At 37.6% G+C, this 21,725-nt stretch carries 16 protein-coding genes; 5 read left to right on the top strand and 11 right to left on the bottom strand.

From position 1 onward, the window contains the following. Positions 1-3,986, bottom strand: a 3,986-nt coding sequence (locus OM074_RS19700; protein ID WP_301202342.1) for an Ig-like domain-containing protein, incomplete at its 3' end; no start/stop codon positions are given. Between the two features lie 330 nt (positions 3,987-4,316). Between OM074_RS19700 and OM074_RS19695 the strand changes: the two genes are divergently transcribed. The 3 genes from OM074_RS19695 (at position 4,317) to OM074_RS19685 (ending at position 6,997) form a co-directional block, all read left to right on the top strand. Then, positions 4,317-5,165, top strand: a complete 849-nt coding sequence (locus tag OM074_RS19695) for a pyruvate, water dikinase regulatory protein (protein ID WP_301202341.1) — start codon at positions 4,317-4,319, stop codon at positions 5,163-5,165. A 256-nt stretch (positions 5,166-5,421) separates the two neighbouring features. Beyond that, positions 5,422-6,273 carry a GTP cyclohydrolase I gene (locus tag OM074_RS19690; protein WP_301202340.1) on the top strand — a complete coding sequence of 284 codons (852 nt, stop codon included), beginning with the start codon at positions 5,422-5,424 and terminating at the stop codon, positions 6,271-6,273. Positions 6,274-6,391: 118 nt separating this feature from the next. Then, positions 6,392-6,997: a 6-pyruvoyl trahydropterin synthase family protein gene (locus tag OM074_RS19685; protein ID WP_301202338.1), complete on the top strand. Its 606-nt coding sequence runs from the start codon at positions 6,392-6,394 to the stop codon at positions 6,995-6,997. A 29-nt stretch (positions 6,998-7,026) separates the two neighbouring features. Here the strand turns inward: OM074_RS19685 and OM074_RS19680 are convergent, their stop codons facing one another. The 9 genes from OM074_RS19680 to porW form a co-directional block, all read right to left on the bottom strand. Next, the gene (locus tag OM074_RS19680; RefSeq protein WP_301202337.1) at positions 7,027-7,521 is read right to left on the bottom strand and encodes a DUF4252 domain-containing protein; all 495 of its coding nucleotides are present in this window, start codon (positions 7,519-7,521) and stop codon (positions 7,027-7,029) included. Between the two features lie 29 nt (positions 7,522-7,550). After that, positions 7,551-9,029: a PspC domain-containing protein gene (locus OM074_RS19675; protein WP_301202335.1), complete on the bottom strand. Its 1,479-nt coding sequence runs from the start codon at positions 9,027-9,029 to the stop codon at positions 7,551-7,553. Positions 9,030-9,324: 295 nt separating this feature from the next. Beyond that, positions 9,325-10,290 carry a PspC domain-containing protein gene (locus OM074_RS19670; RefSeq protein ID WP_301202334.1) on the bottom strand — a complete coding sequence of 322 codons (966 nt, stop codon included), beginning with the start codon at positions 10,288-10,290 and terminating at the stop codon, positions 9,325-9,327. A 14-nt stretch (positions 10,291-10,304) separates the two neighbouring features. Beyond that, entirely contained in the window at positions 10,305-10,631 is a 327-nt protein-coding gene (locus OM074_RS19665; RefSeq protein ID WP_301202332.1) for a PadR family transcriptional regulator, read from the bottom strand. Between the two features lie 21 nt (positions 10,632-10,652). Beyond that, a complete protein-coding gene (locus OM074_RS19660) occupies positions 10,653-10,868 on the bottom strand; it encodes a hypothetical protein (RefSeq protein WP_301202331.1) in 216 nt (71 codons plus the stop codon). Positions 10,869-11,145: 277 nt separating this feature from the next. After that, positions 11,146-12,135, bottom strand: coding sequence for a tryptophan--tRNA ligase (trpS, locus tag OM074_RS19655; RefSeq protein ID WP_301202330.1), 990 nt, complete (start codon positions 12,133-12,135; stop codon positions 11,146-11,148). Between the two features lie 167 nt (positions 12,136-12,302). Beyond that, complete coding sequence (gene tsaE, locus OM074_RS19650) at positions 12,303-12,719, bottom strand: tRNA (adenosine(37)-N6)-threonylcarbamoyltransferase complex ATPase subunit type 1 TsaE (protein WP_301202329.1); 417 nt, start codon at positions 12,717-12,719, stop codon at positions 12,303-12,305. Positions 12,720-12,789: 70 nt separating this feature from the next. After that, positions 12,790-14,355: a T9SS response regulator signal transducer PorX gene (gene porX / locus OM074_RS19645; RefSeq protein WP_301202327.1), complete on the bottom strand. Its 1,566-nt coding sequence runs from the start codon at positions 14,353-14,355 to the stop codon at positions 12,790-12,792. Between the two features lie 10 nt (positions 14,356-14,365). Next, positions 14,366-17,848 (bottom strand): type IX secretion system periplasmic lipoprotein PorW/SprE, encoded by a 3,483-nt coding sequence (porW, locus tag OM074_RS19640; RefSeq protein WP_301202326.1) that lies wholly within the window; start codon positions 17,846-17,848, stop codon positions 14,366-14,368. 168 nt (positions 17,849-18,016) lie between these two features. On the opposite strand from porW, the gene OM074_RS19635 reads away from it, so the two are divergent. Further along, positions 18,017-19,411, top strand: a complete 1,395-nt coding sequence (locus tag OM074_RS19635) for a sigma-54-dependent transcriptional regulator (protein WP_301202325.1) — start codon at positions 18,017-18,019, stop codon at positions 19,409-19,411. Between the two features lie 38 nt (positions 19,412-19,449). Here OM074_RS19635 and bla read toward each other — a convergent pair whose 3' ends face one another. Further along, positions 19,450-20,715 carry a subclass B1 metallo-beta-lactamase gene (gene bla, locus OM074_RS19630; protein ID WP_301202324.1) on the bottom strand — a complete coding sequence of 422 codons (1,266 nt, stop codon included), beginning with the start codon at positions 20,713-20,715 and terminating at the stop codon, positions 19,450-19,452. 218 nt (positions 20,716-20,933) lie between these two features. Between bla and OM074_RS19625 the strand changes: the two genes are divergently transcribed. Further along, on the top strand, positions 20,934-21,455 hold the full coding sequence (locus OM074_RS19625; protein ID WP_301202322.1) for a hypothetical protein: 522 nt from the start codon (positions 20,934-20,936) through the stop codon (positions 21,453-21,455). Positions 21,456-21,725 lie beyond the last annotated feature (270 nt).

The following is a 21,725-nucleotide window of genomic DNA, read 5'->3' as shown; positions in this document are numbered from 1 at the left end:
GAATAATCTCCAGAAGTTGTAGCACTATAAGTACTTCCTGTAGCACCCGATATGGCAACACTTCCTTTATACCACTGGTAACTATAACTAGCATCAGTGGTAGAAGTTAAGGTTACTGATCCCCCATCACAGAATGTGGTTGCACTGCCTGCACTAATACTAGGTTTAGCCGGTATCGCATTAACCGTTACCGTTGTTGCATCAGATTCAGGACTGACACATCCATTAGCAGAAACAATAACAGAGTAATCTCCAGAAGTTGTAGCACTATAAGTACTTCCTGTAGCACCCGATATGGCAACACTTCCTTTATACCATTGATAACTATAACTAGCATCGGTAGTAGAGGTTAAGGTTACTGATCCCCCATCACAGAATGTGGTTGCACTGCCTGCGCTAATACTAGGTTTAGCCGGTATAGTAGGATCTGTTAAAGTATAAGGTCCTGCTAGTATATTTGATGTACAACTACCAATAGTCACACTGATGTTTGAATATTCGCCTGAAGTTAGATTGCTTATTTCGAGGTTACCATCAACATCACTTGCCAAAGAAATAGGTCCAACACCAGAAAGGTCTTTGGTATATGATACTTCATAAGTTGTATTTGCATCTAAACCATTAATTACAATTTCACCATCACTACCACTGCATGTAGTTGGATGACTCATTGATGCAAGAGCAATTGTAGGATTGGTGCAAGAACTAATACTTACTGTAGGCTCTGTCGCCAACCTTGTACATGTTGCTCCTTCTGAAACCACTACATAAAATGTAGTCTCACCAGTTAAATTCCCGGTAGAAATGGAGATACCTCCAACGTCATCTCCGGCCATACTCCCAACAAAAGTGCCATCACTCTTATATAATGAATAAGTATAAGTAGAATTAGAAATGTTGGTAACGTTGTCAGCATTTCCAATTTCAATAGAGGATGCATTTCCTGTTTCTACAGAAGCTGGATTTGCAACTACTGGAAATGAAGTAGAAGTGCTTCCCCCTGAAGATAAAGTCTGAGACTCGGGAGAAGTAGTTGTACAACCATTGTATGTATATTTAATATCAGAGTATTCTCCATAGCTCAAACCAGACATCTCATAAGTGCCGGTCCCGCTACTTGTTACAGTAAAAGGTGCACCCGATACAGTTGTTCCATTTTTCTTATATGTAAAACTATATTCTATGTTATTTCCTAATCCTGAAATCAATATTTTTCCATCAGAAAGTTCACAAGAACTGGGATCTGTTGTAGATGCTATAGCTATCTCACCTTGTGAATTCAGATAGAAGTTTTCTGTAGTAGATACAGAACAATCTGCCACAGGATTAAAATAAGATGCCTCTACAGTAAATGCTTTGGGTGGTTCATCTGTTAGATTTACCATTTTAGATGCAATTGTTGTAAAGTCCCTGGTATTATTCGTTACATCATCCGATGTACTCATAAAGGAATACCCAAGATCATCCCCATTTTTATCAACCAAACGATACATTACATTGACTTCTGTAATATTACTTATTGAAAAATCAGTAATAGAGGTGTATGAAATATCGGTACAGGATTGACTGTATGTAATACTTGGTGTTTCAGGAGCGCTTTCACAATAAACTATTTCATAATCATCCGACAGCTCACTCTCACAATTTCCTCCGACACTTTGCGTAACCTGAATCTTGCCTCCTTCATACAAATAATTATCATCTGTATCAGGAACAGGATTTAAGGTCCATGTTGTACCGGATACACTAGTTGCGGCACCCAATAAAACATTATCTATATATACATTTACATTAGTGGCAGATCCGCTGCATGTACCCGATAAAGATGTAGTTGAAGGAACAATGTCTGTAGTTGTTATCGTTAATTCCGGACTGGCATTTGAAGATTGAGTTCCAATAGTTATACTATTTGACACAGTACTCTCTGACTGGCAATTGTCATTATCAATGACTGTAGCGGTTATCGTATTACCCTCAAGAAGAGTTAAACCGTTAACGGTCCAATCACCAGAGGCATTTACGGTTGATGTTTGGGCTTCTGGCGTTCCGGATCCATTTAAATATATAAATACGGTAGCTCCTACATTGGGAGTTGTGCCATCTGATTCAAAAGCAGTACCATATACATAGGATGATGATCCACAAAAACCCGGATCGGTTATTGTTGGTGCAGTAGAAATTTCTGTAATTCCAAAGCTATTTGTAGATTCAGTTACACATTCATTTACAGCACCAGCTGAAGCTGTAATTGTTTTACAATTATGAGTACTTAAATCTAAACCGGAAACAGTCCATGATCCATCAGATTGGGTTGTGCCACTACCGATATTTACGCCATCAGCGTAAATGATAATTTCCAAACCTGCGCCGTTAGCAGATGTACCTGAAATAGATGTCAAGTTTGTTGTAATCGGATCTGTTGTAATAGTAGGTGCACTCGCAGATGCAGCCGAACAACCTCCTGCTTCATTACAAGCCGTATTTGAAATGGTTGGGCATAGATTGTTAGCAATGTCTTCTATTGTTACAAACACAGTCCCACATGGAATTTTAGCGTTCCCTGTCATGTCAAATACCCAGGTAACGGTTGTTCCATCACTGGTAGGTGTCCCAAACGAACCTTGTGAAGTGATGTCTTCCCCATTGGAATAAAATTTCAGAACAGCAGAACTTGCATCGGCAAGTGTCATTTGAGCAACTGGAATTGTCACGTCTGATTGACCGCTGTTATTCGGGGTGTAAACTGTTGCAGGGAAAGAAGTTCCTACACATTCCGGAGCATTGGTGACTGTTGAAGAATTACATCCCAGTTTTGATTCTGAATATCCGGCTAGAGTGGCAGTGACATTAATTTCATCATCTAAACTAGCGATAATATCACCAGAAACATATTCCCCTGTTATGGCATCAGCAGTAACTGTAGCAGATGGTGCGTATTCAGTCCCGTTTACATAAAACTGAACTGTTGCACCTGGTTCTGCATTTCCATATACGTTTATAGTTCCAGGCGAATAAGATCCATCAATGGTAGGACAATCAGTCCTCACCGGGGGGAAGCCTCCATTGCCTGAAGGGTCAGTAGGAACTTCACCTTCGATTAATTCTTCCCATAAACATTCAATACAACCTGCATACTGGCTATCGTCAACTCCTCCAACATCGGATAAAGAACCTTCAAATGCACAAGTGTTAGATGTATTGGTTGTTGCCGTCATTCTTAACTTTGTTGCTGTTGTAACAGGACCTCCTACATCATTATGTGTAGTAAAGTGACTTGTTATATCAGCAAAAGGAACATAAAAATCATAGAAATAATCCAGTGTTCCGTCAGCCTCCGGTCCAATACCGGAAATGGATTTCTGATGATTTGTTGTTAATGAATATGTTTTAACAATAGTCCCGCAGTCTGTCTCGCCATCTATGTCAATAATACTTACTTCATGCTTAGATCGAAGCATAATAGCGATTTCAAATCCAGGGTTAGTACTATTGTAATCCGGATCATCCCCTTCTCCAAACTTCTGATCGGTATCAATTAATACGGTATATCCTTTTGCATTGGGTCTGAAATCAGCTAACCTAAATCTAAAGATAAAATTGTCTTCATCATCCAGATAGTAATAGCTGGCAGTACCATTGTTATTAATTGAAAAATCGGTAAACCCTTCGTCAGGACCGCTTCTAATATCTCTTAGTGCTTCGCCTCCCCCAATTGTTGGAAAAGGAAGCATCGGAATTTCAAATTCAGGAACATCGTTTCCCGGATTACTTTCATCTGTACCATAAACCGCACTTGTAAAACCAATCCCATCAGATGCCTGATCAACATAACCGTTTCCATCCGGATCAAGAACCAGTGTAGTCCCATTGGATTTTGTTCCTGTAGATGGTTCAAAAATTAATCCCCGTGTTTGCCCGGAGACAGTGAAAGAAAGTATCCAGCCCCAAAATATCAGGGAGAGAATCCTTGTAAAACTAGCTGTCATATGTAATTATTTAATTATATAATTTTCTCGTTTCACTCCAAAGGCTTTTTGTACGAATCCAGTTCTGTTTCGTTACGGCATTTGCGCTTTGCTTGATAAGGAGTATATATAAGCTGACGAATTGAGTATTCTACCTGATAAATTTTAGTGTTATACTAAAGCATAATACCATCACCGATTAAGAATAAGCCTCATTGAAGGTGATGGTAGCGAATTGAAGGTTTCTTTTTTCAATAAGAAGTATTGGCATTTGCTATAATTGTTTCCTTTCAAACTTTATCTTATCTTAAAGCCAGTTACTATAAAAATCATAAAACAATCCACTCAATTATGGAAGAAAAATCTAACATGCCCCCAATCTATATCGTTTCCGGAGGGAAAGGTGTTGCAGGGCACACACTTGTTGAAGCTATGCTCATCCAATATCCAAACCATAAAATTCCTGTAGTCATTGAACCTGAGGTTTCCTCTCAAGAGCAAATTGATAAAATAACAGACAAAGTACTTGCTGATAATGGGGTAATCGCACACACTATGGTAGACCACATTGCCCGTAGAAAATTAATTGATACTTGTGAAAAAAAGGAGATCCGGCATTTTGACCTTGTTGGAAACATGACAGATTACCTGGATACGGTTTTAGATATGAAACCAGTAGAGCAGCCTGGGCTTTTTAGGCTGCGCGACATGGAGTATTACCGAAGGGTAAGGGCCATTGAATTTACCATGCAACACGACGACGGTCAACATACGGATAAAATAGCTACCGCAGATATTGTATTAGCAGGCGTTTCCAGAACAGGTAAAACTCCGTTGAGCATTTACCTTGCTATGTTTGGGTGGAAAGTGGCCAATGTACCTATCGTACCAGGTACTCCAGTGCCTGAAACTTTGTTTCAGATTGATCCCAAACGGGTTTTTGGTCTCACTATATCAATGGCTTACTTAATAGCACAACGGAGCAGTAGGGTGAGTCGTATTAATATGGATCCAAACTCAGATTATGTGGATAGAAGAAAGGTTAGGATGGAACTGGATTATGCTGCCAATCTATATAAAAAAGGTGGTTTTACAGTTTTGAATATCACTAACAAGCCTGTGGAATATACCGCAAATGAAATACTTACTATTCTTACCTCTCGATTTGGTAGCAATAAGTGGAAAGCCCATGAAGATTAGAGGTACAGCGCAATAGCAGCATATAGCCAATAGAAAGTTTTAGTTATAAAACATCAAGAAAGGCAAATGTTGATAAATAGGATTTTCTTATATCGATATTTGCCTTTTTAAATTGATAACTTTTTGTTGTCGGAATACAATATAATGTCGATGTGTGTTTATTGAGTTTGGGTTTTAATTAAACATTTTTCCTTTCTGCATGTTTATCTATACAACCAATACCTGGTTTGAGTTGTTAATAATTAAAAAGTAGAGTATGAAAGATGTAATTTATAAAACAGCCCTGTTGAATTCCAAGCCAGAACGACTAGAAATGAATGTGGAATCAAAAGTGACTAAGGACAAAATGGAAGAGGGGGATTATGGTTACTTAAAGGGGTATGTCTATAAGGAGTTTCACAAAATATTTCCGGATAAAGATTTTGTGAAATATTGGTTAGAATATAATAAACTGGGCAATTTTAAAATCTCTGATAATGTAGAAACTGTTGGTGGGATTTCAGAGGAAGCCCATTATATTATGAGAGTAATCACAGAGTATCATATATTACAGGCTTTTAAGGCCATGAAAGTTGATTTGTCGGATCCCAATGTTGGAGGAGACAAGGGGACTGCTTACCGAATTGCCAAAATGTACTGTGGAGATGGTCTGGAAGATGATAGTGAATTATTATCAGGACGATGGGCAAAACGCCCGCAGATGGCAACCTTCCCCAATGAGAACCGGCAAAAACACCCAATTACCAAAAGGGTGGATATTGTATCTGTATGCTCTCATCATTTAGCCCCCTTTAGTACACTGTTTAGAGACGGGGCATATGCCATTGTAAGTTATGTACCTGATTATAATGTTTTGGGGATTTCAAAGCTACAGCGAATTGTAGATTGGGTATCGCGTAGGGGGCATTTGCAGGAGAATCTTACTAAAATGATTTATGATGAGGTTAGCGCTGCTGCAAAAACCAAATCGGTATATGTAAAACTTGTTGGGCTTGTGCATACTTGCGAATCATTAAGAGGGACTCAAAGCAATCAGGGTAGTTTTACCAGTGAGTACTATGCCGGTGATTTTGAAAAATACGAAATCAGGAGAGAAGTGAATGGATAAGTACAGTACTGAGTTTATAAAGTTCATAAAGTATAAAGTTTATAAAGTAGTAAGGACTGTTGGTATTTCTATATAGATTAATACATTACAAACACATTAAACAACAGAATAAAACAACATGATAATACGAAAGAAATTTAAGTTTGAAGGAGCACATATTGTAAGAGATTGTTCCAGTGACAGGTGTAAAAAATCGCTTCATGGTCACAGCTATGTTGTAGAAGTGTTTTTGACTTCTACAAAGCTTGATTTTGGTCAGATGATTTATGATTTTGGTTTGACCAAAGGAACCATCAAAGATTTCATAGATAGTTTTGACCATGCTTACGCTATGTGGAGTAAAGAAAGTGAAGAATTCAAGAATTTCATCAAGTCCAACAGCGACCGTTATATTGAAATGCCGGTATCTCCATCTGCAGAATGCTTTGCTTTAACCATTTTGTTTATCATTGATAAAGTATTGGGGGCAACTCAATTTAATAACGGCGAAGGGGAGGTTAAAGTTAGGTCTGTAAGGGTTCATGAAACCGACACGGGATATGCAGAAGCTTTTTTGGAAGATTTAAAGTGGTTTGACTATGAATTAACGGATATTCACTTTAGTCAGTCAATTAAAGCTGAGTGGAATGACCCGGGAATGTATGATAAATTAAAATTATACACATCAGGAGTGCTAACAGAAAAACCATTCGTAAATCCATTTGTAGAGAGGAAATTTATGTGATTTGATTTCCCCTCTGTACAAACAAGTTGTTATTGGTAATCCTCAATTTTTTGCTTTAATATATTTACATCTTTAATTGTAAAATCACCAAAGAAAGAGAGTAAAACGCCATTTTGCTCTCCTTGATAGATAATATGGCACTCGTAAATTTTCCGTCCCTTTCTGTGTACCCACACTTCGGTGTTGTCCTTATTTTCATCTTCTTCTACTAAGTCATATTTTCCTTTTTTAAGGTATGCCAAAATCTGTTCCCGAAAAGGTTTTTGGGGCTCAAAATCAGGTTTGTATACAACCAGTTTAACCTCGTGCAAATCTCCGGTTACTTCCCTGTCGTCTTCATCATCAGAATCAATTTCAAAATCAACAAAATCGATCAGGTTTTTAGAAAAGGATAGATAGGTGACTTCATCAAGAGCTCTCAGGTCACTGTACATTTTGTTCGCTATCTTTTGTTGGCTGAATATAGATGGGGTAACAATTCCCACCATTAAGCACATCAATGATAATTTATATAAATATTTCATTTTAGTAATGTTTTGAGTTTATAACAATTTTAATCAAAGTTTGAGTTTACGGCCCATTCCAGATCGTCATCAACTTTAATTTTATAGTTTTCAGGTATGGTAAAAACCACTTGTAATTTCTGATCTCGTATTTTTGCTCCTTCAGTTAAGGTAAATATGGGGTCGATATAAATAACAGAATCCTTTTGCAACCAGAAATACTCTATCATATTGCAATTTTCTCTGGCTTCAAAATTGTTTTCTCCGCGGGCCGACTTTTTGATTGTGACTTTAAACTCCGGTCCATGTTTTATTTCTATCCGCGGGTTTCCTTTTACAAATATTTCTTCATCGGCAACGCACACATCCAGGCGATTTACATCAAACAGGTGTTCCTGGTACTCGGGACGCATTGTTCCGGCGTTAGCTTTAAAATATATTGCTTCGCTCCGGGTATTTTCCAGTATTGATGATGAATATGTTGTTTCTTTGTCGGAATAAAACCTGGCAACTTTAGCAGATGTATAAGCCAGCATTACCCAACCTCCAATCCATAGCAATATTAAAATAAGGGCTAAAACACCCCCTCGCATTTTAAATTTAAATACAAGTTTAAAGCCCAAAAAGAACAGCGCAAGTAAGGGTATGGTTGTGATCAATAATATTGCAATAGTACCAAAGGTTAGTTCGTGGCCCGAAACAAAATAATTAGGAATGGATGAGTAAACACTATTGATGTTAGTGAAATCAAATAACGTATAGCCAAAAGTAAAAGCCAGCACTAATCCAACAATACATGCAATAGTAACCAGCATAATCACTATTCCAATACCGCCCCCAATTATTTGTATAAACTTACGAAAAGCATATCCTAGCTTGTCGCCACTTTCTGAAAATGTTTTATTTACATTCTGGTAAGTATTAGAGCTTTTAATCCGGTCGCTCACATCTTTATACTCGTTCCTGAGGTTTTGTTCCCATTTTTCGTAGCCTGCAGGTCCTTTCATCTCCAGTTTTTGCTTTATTGTTACGGCTTTGGGCATTACTATCCATAAAATTACATAGGGCAACAAGGAGGCTCCATATAAGATAAATGCCAATAGAAATACAACCCTGAAAACCAATGGATCTATATTGAAATATGCTCCTAGTCCGCTACATACTCCACCAAATACGCGACTGTCCGGATCTCGGTACAATCTTTTGCTGTAAGGCATTTCCTCCGATCTGGGGTTTTCCCTGGGTTCATTATAATCCTGATCTTCCTCGTCAATAATGTCCTGCGGTTCGCCCATTGTTTTAATAACTTCATTTACATGGTTTAAAGTTATTACCTCTTCTGCTGAAGGGTGGCTGCCCCTAAACAGTTCAGCAATTCTTGCTTCTATATCAGAAATAATTTCTTTGGCTTCATCAGGGTCAGATAAGCTTTTTTCAATCTTGTTGAGGTACTGCTTTAACCTTTCATAAGCATCCTCCTCTATATGGAAAGCAAATCCATTTAAATTGATATATACTGTTTTCTTCATGTTTTTATAATTAGTAGTAAGATTTAAGTATTATGTAGCAAGACTGATTTAATTGACCTACACAATAATTCTATAATAATGTGTCTTTATATTTAATCTGCATTTAATATAGGTTATTCAAAGTGATATGGTTTTGGTTCTGATATATCTTAATCATTAGTTTGTTAAAATTTTATAATGTACTGATTCTGAATACAATGAGTAATTTATGGTAAAATTATTATCTTATTGAGTTTAAGCGAATTGTAAATCAATCTAATGTCTATTATCTAAAATCTAACGATCTATAGTTAATTTAGCACAACATAAATACACTTCCCATAATAAACCCTATCAATTTTAATCCCAACAGAGCAATAAACATAAAGGCAATCAAGTAAATAATAATTTTAAAAACCGCCTTAAAAATCAGTCCGATTACAAGCAAAATTAGGGTAAGAACCATTATTCCCGGAAAATGTATAATGTGGAAAAAAAATCCGGGATGATAATCTACGTTGGTTACAAATCCATTGTCCCATACGTTAATCTGGATGAGGTTTGCTAAAAGTACCGCACCTACGATAACTGCAATAACCACTACAACATTCTTATCCCTTTTGGTCAACCTGTTCCACCACGATTCTCCTTTTTTATAGGCTTTTGATTCACGTACTTTGCTAAAGCGTTCCTTAACATCTTCATATTCATCCCGGATGGCACGTTCAATATTTTTTATAGTAACATTTTCTCCTCTCATTTCCAGCTTTTGTGCCGTGGTGATAGCTGCAGGAATAACAATCCAAAGAATGATATAAACCGGGATGACAATTCCGAAACTTAAAAATGGGAGAATCGCAAACAAAATTCGGATTAACACCGGATCTGTATTCAGATAAGCCGCTATTCCTCCACAAACACCTGCAATTACCCGGTTGTCCATATCGCGATACAGCCTCTTTTTTGTTGTAGTATATTTAGACTGGTATGTTTTTTCGCTGCTGTTGTTTTCTGCAGGCTCTCCCTCAAAATCTTCTGGTTGGCCCATCATTGCAATAACATCCTCTACCATTAACAGGGTAACTACCGCATTTTTATTTGCCAGTTTTTCTTCAAAAAGCTCAGCAATCCTACTTTCAATATCATTAATAATCTCTTGTCCTTCGTCCTGATTTTTAAAGTATTTTTCAAGTCGGTCGAGGTACTCCCTTAAACAAGCATAAGCATCATCATCAATATAAAATACTCTGCCTCTTAAATTAATATTAACTGTTTTTTGCATGATATTGACTTTAGCTATTTGTTATTTATATATGTAACTGCATCTACCAGTTCTTGCCATGATGCATCTAGTTCCTTTAAAAAAGTGCGACCATCTTCGGTTAGTTCGTAGTACTTTCTGGGAGGTCCCTGTGTTGACTCTTCCCACCTGTATGCCAGTAAACCCGCATTTTTCAATCTGGTTAGCAATGGGTACAGAGTGCCCTCAACCACAATCATCTTTGCGTTTTTCAACTCTTCAATAATGTCAGAGGCATATTTATCGCTAACAGACAGTATGGAAAGGATACAGTACTCTAATACCCCCTTTCGCATTTGTGCCTTTGTGTTTTCTACCTTCATAACCATTTTTCCTCCTGTTCTTTATAATCTTATTGATAAATCATTTCCTATCGAAACTCCTACTCTGTAGCCGATTGTTTCCTGATTGTTTTCCATATTTATTAAATTTTCAAAGTTGTCTGAACAATCTTCATTTTCGTTACAGGGAATATTTCCGGGTGCCATCACTACAAACAATAATGCTATTATTGCAAATGTGGATATACTCAAACAAATTTTTCTACAAGGAAATTTCATAACACAATACCTTTAATAACATTGTAATTGGTAATACAAATATATGTCTTTTAATAGGTACTATGCAATACATACTACTATATTTTTTTAAAATATTTTCAGGTAAAATGTTATATGCGTTGATTATCAGGTGGATGTAAGGTTGAGGTTTTTGTGGATAGAGTGATCTATTTATCAAAATATTAGCATATAGTGGATGCTTTGTCAAAAATAACGGAATAAAAAAAGCACCTTCCTTTCGAAAGATGCTTTGCTATAATTTAATATTTTAAGCTTATCAGAATCTTTTAATTCCGATAATTTCTCTTACTTCTTTAACTGTTTTTTCGGCGCTGGCCTGTGCTTTTTCACGACCCATTTTTACTACTTTGCTTAAATATGCTTCGTTAGCTTTAATGTCGTTAATTCTTTCGCGAATAGGGGTTGTGAATTTGATAATATCTTCGGCTAATTGCTTTTTTAAATCACCGTAACGGATTTCGCAGGTAGCATATTTGTCTTTAAAATACTCAATGGTATCAGGTGTTGAAACCACATCCATCAAAGTAAATAAGTTTTGAATTGGCTCTGTCATTGGCGAATTTGGCTCAGTTGGGCCACTGTCAGTTACGGCACGCATCACTTTTTTTTGCAATGGCTTTGGCTCATCAACCAAAAATATTCCATTCCCCTCAGATTTACCCATCTTACCAGAACCGTCTAACCCGGGAATCTTAATCAATGCCTCGCCATAATTAAATGGTTGAGGTATTTTAAAATAGTCCTGATTATACATATGGTTGAAACGGGTAGCAAACTTTCTGGTCATCTCCAGGTTTTGCTCCTGATCTTTCCCAACAGGGACTTTGTCGGCCTGGTGAATAATAATATCCGAAGCCATAAGAACCGGATATGTTAACAGCCCGGCATTTACATTATTGGGTTGTTGCCTGGCCTTATCTTTAAATGAAGTTGTCCTTTCTAGCTCGCCCAAATAGGCATTCATGCTCATCAGCAAACTGAGTTCGGCTATAGCAGGCACGTCACTCTGAATGTAGATGGTAGATTTTTCGGGATCTAACCCGCAGGCTAAATATTCAGCTAAAATCTGACGGACACTATTATGCAGGTTTTCAGGGGTTGGGTGCGTTGTTAATGAATGATAATCTGCTATAAAAAAATAGCAATTATATTCTTCCTGCATACGCAGAAAATTTTTAACTGCTCCAAAATAATTTCCTAAATGAAGGTTTCCTGTTGGCCGTATCCCGCTTACTACCGTTTGCATAATTATTGTTCGTTTATTTTAATTTTTGGGGTATAGAATTACAGTATTGGTAGCAAATACAATTCAGAACCAAGCTCTGTTATTCCAATCCCATTATATTTTGACCGACAAAAATGATAATTTTTTCTGAGAAGATGGTATATATAGTCAATAAATTACGGTCAAAATTACTTAACCACAATCTCTCTTGTCATGTCATCCAGCACTGTTACAGTTACATCATACCGTTTTTCAGGTAGTAAAGAATCTATTTTGCCCGGCCACTCAACAAAACAGTAACTGTCTGAATAAAAATAATCCTCATATCCCAGGTCAAAAGCTTCCTCTTCTTCTTTTAAGCGATAAAAGTCAAAATGGTATACGCTGTCACCATTATCGGTGTTGTATTCATTTACAATGGCAAAACTCGGACTGTTGACCACATCAACCACATTTAGTTTTTTGCATAAGGCCTGAATAAAAGTGGTTTTTCCTGCCCCCATTGAACCATAGAAACAAAAAACACCAGGGTTTGGAAATTCCTTTACAAACTCAGAAGCGACATCTTCAAGTTTATCAATAGAGGGTAGTATAAATTTCTTCATGTATCAAACAAATAGTATCAGGATAAAAATATCATTAATTAGTATTGATGAATATTGCTTTATATAAAATTTACCTTTTAGGGGTAAGCACAACAAATGGAATTAACATCTCTTCCATAGATACTCCTCCATGCTGGAAAGTATCCTTGTAATGACTTACATAATGGTTGTAATTATTTGGGTAAGCAAAGAAGTCTTCATTGGTAGCAAATACAAAACTGGTTGAAACATTGGGTTTTGGTAACAACAGTTCTTCTGGTTTTGTGGCTTCAAACACTTCTTTGGGGTTATAAGCTAAATTTTTACCCTGCTTGTATCTCAGGTTTGTAGTAGTATTTCTGTCGCCCACAATCTTCACCGGGTTTTTTACGCGGATGGTTCCATGGTCGGTAGTAATAACCACTTTTACATTTTCCCCTTCCAGTTTATTCAGCAGGTCGTTCATCACAGAATGCAAAAACCAGGATTTACTTAACGAGCGGTAAGCAGATTCATCATATGCCAGTTCCTTGATCATTTTTGATTCGGTTCTGGCATGCGACAACATATCAACAAAGTTAAAAACAACCACTGAGAGGTCATCTTTTTGCATTTGCGTGTAATTGTCGATCATTTGTTTGCCGCTTTCTATATTGCTTATTTTTTGATAAGAATAACTGATGTCTTTTCTAAACCTTTTAAAAAATGTTCCAATCAAATCCTCTTCAAATTGATTTTTGCTCCCTTCTTCATGGTCATCTAACCAATATTGCGGATAGAGCTGTTTGATTTGCTGGGGCATTAAACCGGAAAACAAACTGTTGCGTGCATACTGGGTTGCTGTAGGAAGGATGCTACTGTAAATCTCTTCTTGCTCAATACGGTAATCTTTAAGAACTTCAGGTTTTATCATAAGCCATTGGTCGTACCGGAAATTGTCTATCACCAGCAGTATAACTTTCTCATCACCTTTATCTATTAACGGTAACACAACCTCCTTCATCAGGTTGTTCGACATTAAAGGGGCATCCTGGACTTCGTTATTGATCCAATCGGGGTAATTTCGCTTAACAAACTTTGTAAAAGCATGGTTTGCTTCAGTTTTCTGCATCCGGAGCACTTCATCCATCTCACCCTTTGTGTCTTCAAGCTCAATTTCCCAATGAACCAATTGTTTATATACTTCAACCCAGTCTTTAAAAGTATAGGAGTCGTTAATTTTTAAACCGATTTTTCCAAACTCGGTCTGGTAGTTACTGGTGGTTTTCTGGGCCACCAACCTGTGCTGGTCGATATGTTTTTTAATGGTAAGCAGAATCTGGTTGGGGTTTACGGGCTTAATCAGGTAATCAGAAATCTTACTGCCAATTGCCTGGTCCATAATATCCTCTTCCTCGCTCTTGGTGATCATTACCACCGGAACTTCAGGGATGAGGTTTTTCAATTGGTTCAACACTTCAAGCCCACTGATTCCGGGCATGTTCTCATCCAGAAAAATTAAATCAAAACGGGTCTCGCCAACCATCTCCAGGGCATCCTGGCCATTTGTTGCTGTTTGAACGGCAAAACCTTTTTCTTTTAGATAAAGAATGTGTGCTTTTAATAAATCAATCTCATCATCAACCCAAAGGATATTTACATTTTTCTCATCTACCATAGCTTATGCTCTAATAATTTGATTTATAAAAACTGTCATACTGATTAAAAGATTCTTCATCTGTTAATCGTTGATAATTATTATCGGAAATAGCCCATGTATAATATTGCATCCTTGATATTTCGCGCATTAAATAATTATCCAATCTTACCCTCTGTGCATACTTTTTAGCTTCTTCAGCAGTGGTAAAACCACTAACCTTAATGTATAACCAGGCTGTTCCTTTGGGGCCAAACTCTGTTTGTAAATGATTGCCAATATTAGCCTTGGTATAATTCTGAAAAATGGTGCCGGTTCGCTGTATGTTAATCCGTCCTTTTTTAAATAATATCAAAGCGCTATGCTTGCCCTCTTCAACAACAAACATATTTGAAGGTTTCTCAATGATGGCATCCTGTTTTGCTTCCTCCTGGGGTTTTGTTACAGGCTCATTTGTCTCAGCTATATTTTCAGGGGTATTATTTTTCTCTTCAACTTTGGGTTGCTTTTCAACCTTAGTTTCTTTTGTTTTCAAAGGCTTTTCACCTGGTAGATCCTGTTGAGATACCGGTTCTTTCGCAACGTTGTTTGTTGTTGGAGTTTGACTCTCCTGGCTTACAGGTTTTTCAATTGACCTTTTGTCTTCCAATTGCTTTTGCTGGATGCCTTTGTTGATTTCCGGCTGTGTTTCTTTTACCGGAGTTATCTTTTCTTCATCCTTTGGCTCTTCTTTAGTTGGTATGTTTTTAAAGGCTTCGGCCGAAAGGTAGTTGTCTGTAAAAAAAGCATCATATCCTTTCAGATCACCCGATGAGAGTAAAAACTCAAGGTTCTCAGCATTGATCACATACATTTTATAAGATTCCAGGTTGTCTACATTGAATATCTCCGAACGCTCCCTGATGGAATAGAAATAATCAAGAGCTTCCAGCCTGTTATTAAATCCATTTACTGCAAATACAGGAGAGCCATCCGGCAATCTTGTTTCCGACATTTCATAATCGTTAAGCAAGAATTTTGAAAAGTTATAATCTGCAATATTAAATTTCAGCCTGTTTAAATCAGCGCCCGTATTGACCGCCAATATCAAACTGTGGATAGTTTTGTGGTTGGCCACAAATGAAGATGCTTTTTCTGAATCCATAGCAGAAACTCCTTTTCGAACTTTTTCTTTGCTGAACTCTTCATTCCTCAGATCAACCAGGTTTGAAGTAACCGGCCCTTTTACAGGAGTGCGCCCTTCTTTGTAAAGAGCCAGCATTTTTTCTGCAACAGGGGCAACTTCATCATCCGGGTAGGACTCAGTCACTGCTTTCAATTCCTTGGCAAAACTCTCCAGATCTCCAAGTTTTGCATAGCTCAACCCACTTAAAAACTTAAATTTCGCCATCAGCTTGTTATCTTCATCCAGCTCTTTGGCCTTGGCATAATTATTTATTGGGGCATCAAAGTTACTGAACAAATAATCGGTATAGGCCTGTTGGTATAGCTCCTCAACCTTTTTAAGCCTTTCTTCACGTTTCCTGAAATAATCCGGGTCGTTTAAAAAGGCGGTAAATTCCCCATCAGGGAATAAGGTTTCAATTTTCTTTTTGGTTTGAGCCATATTTACACCATCGTCCTGCATTTCGTAGCATAAATATAAGTTCATTAATGCATCTTCCAGGTATTTGCTGTTTGGAAAACGTTTGAGCAATTCCTCAAAGGCATCTATGGCATATGGGATATTTTCAATTTCATCTTTATAAATAATTCCCATTGAAATCAAAGCTTCTTCAATACGTTGATCCGATTGAACCAGTTGCGCTTCGGTTAAAGGAAGGTCTTTTAGATAGGCATCCCTGCTTAGGAGGTTTTCATCGCCTTTGCTTAAAACCTGCAATAGCTCATCGGCCACTTTGGTTGTATCTTCTTGGGCAGCTGATAAAGGATCTCCAAAAATATCATCAGGGTCACCGGGTTCCGGAATTTCGGCTGCAACAACTTCTTTGTTGGCCCTTCTCCAGTTGTCCTCCAGTTTTCTGCGACCCCATCTTCTTTCAAATTCACTTTTCCCCAGTGATACGGAAGTGGGGTTGTAAAAATACCACTTACCACCCTGGTTCGACCTGCCCAAACTATTGGCCAGGGAGCTGTCAAAAAACAGATCCCCGTCACTTGACTGGGCTTGTTGTTTTTTAAGTTCTTCCTGTTTTGATTTTTCCTGGGCAATCAGCTCATCTATAAATGCCAGCCTGGCTTGTTCTCCCATTTTTGCAATTCTTTGCAGGCTGTCTTCCTTTTCTACCGTATTGAGGTGTGAAACCAATCCTTCCAGGTCTTTATGAAGGTCGTTGATGGCTTCGTAGTTGTAGAAAGTTTCATCCAGACTGAGCAATGCGGAATCGAGATAAGTATAAGCAGGCTTATATTCAGGCCTCTCGTAATGGATATCAGCCAACTGATAAAACGACATCCCTTTCTGATATTCATTTGAAACGCTCTTTTCTACCGACAACAATAAATTCTCTACGGCATTTTCTTCCTGTTGTTCTGCTTTGTATGCCATTGCTAAAGCGTAGTATATCTGATCCTCGTAATCCTGGTTGCGTTTATCCCTGAGCAGCCTGGCAATTTCTTTTTGCACGGCAGGTAACCCACCTTCCCCAAACATTACACTCGCCCGGTTTACTTTTGCATTAAAAGCCATTTCGTAAGGTGGGTTCATGTTAATAACCTTTTTATATGCTACACTGGCTTCGTTATAGCGTTCCATTTTATGATAAACCTGTGCCAGAATAAAATTCAGGCGTAACCTGTAATACCTTGACCAGGCTCCAATAATGGCTTCCTGCAAATAAGGTATCGCTTCGCTATACATTTCCTGGCGTAAATAATAATCAGCATAAACAGAAGCGAAAAAGCCGTATAATTTTTCCGGCGCTTTGCCTTCAATATCGTAATTATCCAACAAGATTTTTGCTTTGGCCAAATCTCCCAGTTCAATGGCGGCACGGGCATTCCATATTTCGGCCTCATACCACTCCGGACCTGTTCTGAACTCACGGAACATATATGCAAAGCTTTGTTGCGATTGGCTGTATTCGTGTTTGTAAAAGTGAGATTTCCCTATAAGAAGATAGGCATTGTCAACCCATTTATTAAACTCGTTCTGACTAATAAACTTCTGGTATTTTATAGAGTTGTCTCCATCCCTGCGCTTGGGCTTTTTTGTTATGGAGTGCTTTTTAATAAGCTTGGTTCCTTTTTCTATTGCCCTGTCCATTTCACTAATGGCAACATCCTTGGCAGATTCCTTTGAATCGGGGAATACGGTCAGTATCTGGGTGTAATCATCTTCGTTTGAGTCTTCAATTGATTTAACGCCCTCTTTAAAGCTTTCGTTCCCATTGAAATATACATTGTAATGAGCCGTGAGGTTATGAAAGTTACGGCTTACCCAGGTATTTTTTTTAGTAGAGCAACCCCAAAAAAACAAAAGGGCCAGTAGAAAATATATATAAGATTTATTCATTGCGTATATTTTAGGCAATCTCCATAATTAATTAAAACTGCCTTTCATCAAAATTATTATATCTACACCACAAAAACGACTATCTGCCAAAAACAGGCTCATAAAATGTGGTTTATTTACAAAAAGCAAATATATTTGAAATCTAAGTGTTTTAAAAATTAGTTATCAATGAAAATTCATATTGTAGAGGACGACCGTGTTTTTAATAAACTTATTGAACGTTCCCTGGCGCTCAATCCTGATTTTGAAATTGATACCTATTTTGATGGAGGTAACTTTTTAAGACACTTACCCGACAATCCTGATATTGTAACGCTTGACCTGGGTTTGCCAGACTTTACCGGCGAGGATATTTTAAAGAGAATTAAAAATTATAATCCCGATATTGAGGTTATTATCATCTCGGGGCAGGATTCTATTACAACCGCAGTAAACCTTTTAAAAGAAGGCGCTTACGACTATATTACCAAGGATGAAAACATAAAGGACAGGCTCTTAAACAGTGTCAATAACATCCGTAATAAAAAGAAACTTCTGGATGAGATCTCTCAGCTTAAAAGTGAAATTGCTACAAAATATAATTTTGGCAATGCTATTATAGGTGATAGCCCGGTAATGAAGGATGTTTTTGCCCTGATTCAAAAAGCGGTTAAAATCCCCAACATCAACGTGTCTATTTATGGAGATACAGGTACAGGAAAAGAGTTAGTTGCCAAAACCATCCATTACAACTCACTCAGAAAGAATAAACCTTTTATTGCAGTGAATATGGGGGCAATACCCCGCGATTTGATAGAGAGTGAACTTTTTGGGCATGAAAAAGGCGCCTTTACAGGAGCCATATTAACCAAAAAGGGAAAGTTTGAAGAGGCAGAAGGGGGCACTATCTTTTTAGATGAAATAGGCGAGATGGATATCAACCTCCAGGTGAAACTGCTTAGGGTGCTTCAGGAAAGAGAAATTACTCGTGTTGGCGGTAATGATATTATAAAAGTAAATACCCGGATTATTACAGCTACCAATAAAGATCTGCTTGATGAAGTGAAACAAGGGAACTTCCGTGAGGATTTATATTACCGTCTTTTAGGGCTTCCCATCCACTTGCCACCATTAAAAGACCGGCAAAATGATATTATCACATTGAGCCAGTTCTTTTTGAACAGCTTTTGCGAAGATAACGACATGGAGGGTATGACCTTTACTTCGCGGGCTAAAAAGAAACTGCTGAGTTATAATTTTCCCGGAAACGTTCGTGAACTCAAAGCCATTATTGAGCTTAGCGCGGTAATGGCCAGCGACAAAAAAATTGACGAGGAGAATATCCTTTTTAATTCTACTACAGCAGAACTGGATATACTTGCCGAAGAAATGACCTTGAAAGAATATTCAGAAAGGATTATACGTCATTACCTTCGTCTTTACGATAATAATGTTCTCAAAGTGGCTAAAAAGCTTGATATAGGCAAATCAACCATTTATAACATGATTAAGCGGGATAAGGAATCGGAAGTAGAAGAAGGGGACGAGGAGGAGGATGCTCAAGTAGCAAGGAACAAAGCGTAGTTGCCCTGAACTTTATATTAAGAGCGTGTGTTTTGCAATTATTCCTTTTGTTCATGACTCTTAACCAGGTCAATGGTATGCGATAGCAAATCTTTTCCACCATGACTTCCATGGCCAGGTACTACAATATCAGTTTCAGGAAAAGCAGCCTTGATTTTTTCGATGGTTGAAGCCCATTCATCAACAACAGCATCATTTAAATTTCCCAAGCCCCTTGAACTTTGCGATTTTACCAAACACCCTCCAAATAATATTTTAGATTCCGGCGACCATACTACAATATTGTCAAACGAATGGCCTCCGCCATAAAAAGCGCACTCAACTGTTAATCCCATAAAATCCATTATTTTCTTTTGGGTAAATGAATGCCGGGGAACGGGCAGCTTTTCTTCTATGCATTTATTAACCGTTAAAATGTTAGCCAGCGACTGAACCCCTTTTGAATGCAGAAACTCAATGCCGCCAATACAGTCGTTGTGGTAGTGTCCCGGAACCAGCTTTACCACTTCAATTCCCATCTTGTTTTTAAGATAATTATATAAGCGTTCTGTTTTTGTATTATCCATTGGTGTGTCTACCATTATGGCCTTGCCATGTTGGGTTATCACCATCCCATTTGAAGAAAACCGTCCCCACCTTTCTGAGTCGGTCCAGGTTTCATGTATAAAAACAGAATCCCTGAGGTGAATCAATTGAATATCCTTATCAATAAAGATTCTTTCTTCGGTGTTGAGTTCCCTGTTAGAATATAGCCTTATTGATTTTATGAAGTTAATGGCCCCTTTAGGTGATATGTCCCTCTCAAATCCGTTTAAATCCGGATGGTTTTGTTGGATCCAGGAAACCAGCCCCTTTAATCTGCCTCTCCATGTATCCATATCAAAACATGAGTAGGTACCGATGGTTTGCTTTTTTATTTTCCCTTCCTCAATAGTAAATTGTATGTTTGAAACCAGGGGGATGTCATGAAGGAACCGCACCCGGTCATCCATTTTTGAAACTACAACATCATATACTGCTCCATTTTGGTTAAAATCCAATATTTTATATTCCGGTATAAAGACAGAATCCCACTGAAACACCGTTTTAAGCTGGTCAACTGAACGGCACAATACAAAATCGCCTTCTGTTATGGTAATGTCATTGGTTGTTATTTTGGTTAACTCTTCGAAACTGGCATTGTTAAAAGCTTTAAAATAAGCATCAATAACTTCGTTTGGTAATATTTGTGCAGGTAGCTGGGCGGTAATACAAAAACTTATTACGGCAATAATACAAGTGATTTTTAATTTTTGTGCGTTCATGGTATATTGATGTTTGTTTAAGGATAACCAGATGTTAAAATTTTTAACGGATTGCTTTAAAAATAGATAAGTAATTGAATGTATTTTCTTTATCAGCTTTCAAAAAGCAGGTAAAAGATCGTGAAAATCCCGTAATTATCAGTAAAAAACTCAATTTATGTAACATTTTTTAACAATGTCCGTATCCTAGCCAAACTTTTAAACTAATATGTATTATTATGAAAAAACTTATTTCAAACCTTAAATTTTTAGCCCTCCTGGGACTAATGATGTCAGTATTCGTAGCTTGTGAAGACGATGATGAAGAGTATTTTTCTGCCGACCTTATTGTTGGAGAATGGACCACTTCTTCGGTTGAAGTAACAAGTATAAAATTAAATGGGTTGGATTTTATTGACGTAATGACTCTTGCTTTAGGCGCTCAGGAAGCAGCAGTGTTTGAGGCTCAGATGGAGGCGGAAATAACAGATGAAATGCCAGTTGCAATTGAGTTTTTTGAAGATGGCTCTTACCTTGTGGAGTTTGAAGGTGATGACTTTAGCGTCGGAACCTGGGTGTTAGAAAACAATGTTCTTACTTTGGATGAAGGCACTGAAGACGAAACTGTACTGGATGTTGAAAAACTGACTTCTGGTAGCCTTACCGTAGTATTTGCAGAATCTGATGATGATGATTTTGATGGTGACGGAGAAGACGATACCTTATCGCTGGAAGTTGAATTGAGTATGACAAAAATCTAAATAAAATAATACTCTAAATATGAAAGGGCTGCTTTAAAGGTGTTTGAAGCAGCCTTTTTTTATCATTACTGACAGAGAAAAAAATAGAAGATTATGCATATTGTTAATATTAATAAAGGTTATACGATAATGAGCGATATGTTAGGGTAACTAAACCGCCTTCATGTAAAAGCGTAAAAAAATCAGTAAACGAAGCGTTAAGAAAGAAAAGCTGTTTGAACGCAGTGAGTTCTTTTCTTTTAGCGAAGAGCGGTGATTTTTAGCTTTTTC

It is taken from the genome of Plebeiibacterium marinum (assembly GCF_026013615.1).
GTDB lineage: Bacteria > Bacteroidota > Bacteroidia > Bacteroidales > Marinilabiliaceae > Saccharicrinis > Saccharicrinis marinus_A.
Note: the sequence above shows the minus strand (reverse complement) of the source record. Positions and strands in the feature narration are given on the sequence as shown.

Coding starts and splice junctions, on each gene's coding strand:
- OM074_RS19635 (WP_301202325.1), top strand. CDS start 18,017: ATGAAAATTCATATTGTAGAGGACGACCGTGTTTTTAATAAACTTATT.
- porX (WP_301202327.1), bottom strand. CDS start 14,355: ATGGTAGATGAGAAAAATGTAAATATCCTTTGGGTTGATGATGAGATT.
- OM074_RS19680 (WP_301202337.1), bottom strand. CDS start 7,521: ATGAAATATTTATATAAATTATCATTGATGTGCTTAATGGTGGGAATT.
- OM074_RS19685 (WP_301202338.1), top strand. CDS start 6,392: ATGATAATACGAAAGAAATTTAAGTTTGAAGGAGCACATATTGTAAGA.
- OM074_RS19670 (WP_301202334.1), bottom strand. CDS start 10,290: ATGCAAAAAACAGTTAATATTAATTTAAGAGGCAGAGTATTTTATATT.
- OM074_RS19660 (WP_301202331.1), bottom strand. CDS start 10,868: ATGAAATTTCCTTGTAGAAAAATTTGTTTGAGTATATCCACATTTGCA.
- porW (WP_301202326.1), bottom strand. CDS start 17,848: ATGAATAAATCTTATATATATTTTCTACTGGCCCTTTTGTTTTTTTGG.
- tsaE (WP_301202329.1), bottom strand. CDS start 12,719: ATGAAGAAATTTATACTACCCTCTATTGATAAACTTGAAGATGTCGCT.
- OM074_RS19695 (WP_301202341.1), top strand. CDS start 4,317: ATGGAAGAAAAATCTAACATGCCCCCAATCTATATCGTTTCCGGAGGG.
- OM074_RS19690 (WP_301202340.1), top strand. CDS start 5,422: ATGAAAGATGTAATTTATAAAACAGCCCTGTTGAATTCCAAGCCAGAA.
- trpS (WP_301202330.1), bottom strand. CDS start 12,135: ATGCAAACGGTAGTAAGCGGGATACGGCCAACAGGAAACCTTCATTTA.
- OM074_RS19675 (WP_301202335.1), bottom strand. CDS start 9,029: ATGAAGAAAACAGTATATATCAATTTAAATGGATTTGCTTTCCATATA.
- bla (WP_301202324.1), bottom strand. CDS start 20,715: ATGAACGCACAAAAATTAAAAATCACTTGTATTATTGCCGTAATAAGT.
- OM074_RS19665 (WP_301202332.1), bottom strand. CDS start 10,631: ATGAAGGTAGAAAACACAAAGGCACAAATGCGAAAGGGGGTATTAGAG.
- OM074_RS19625 (WP_301202322.1), top strand. CDS start 20,934: ATGAAAAAACTTATTTCAAACCTTAAATTTTTAGCCCTCCTGGGACTA.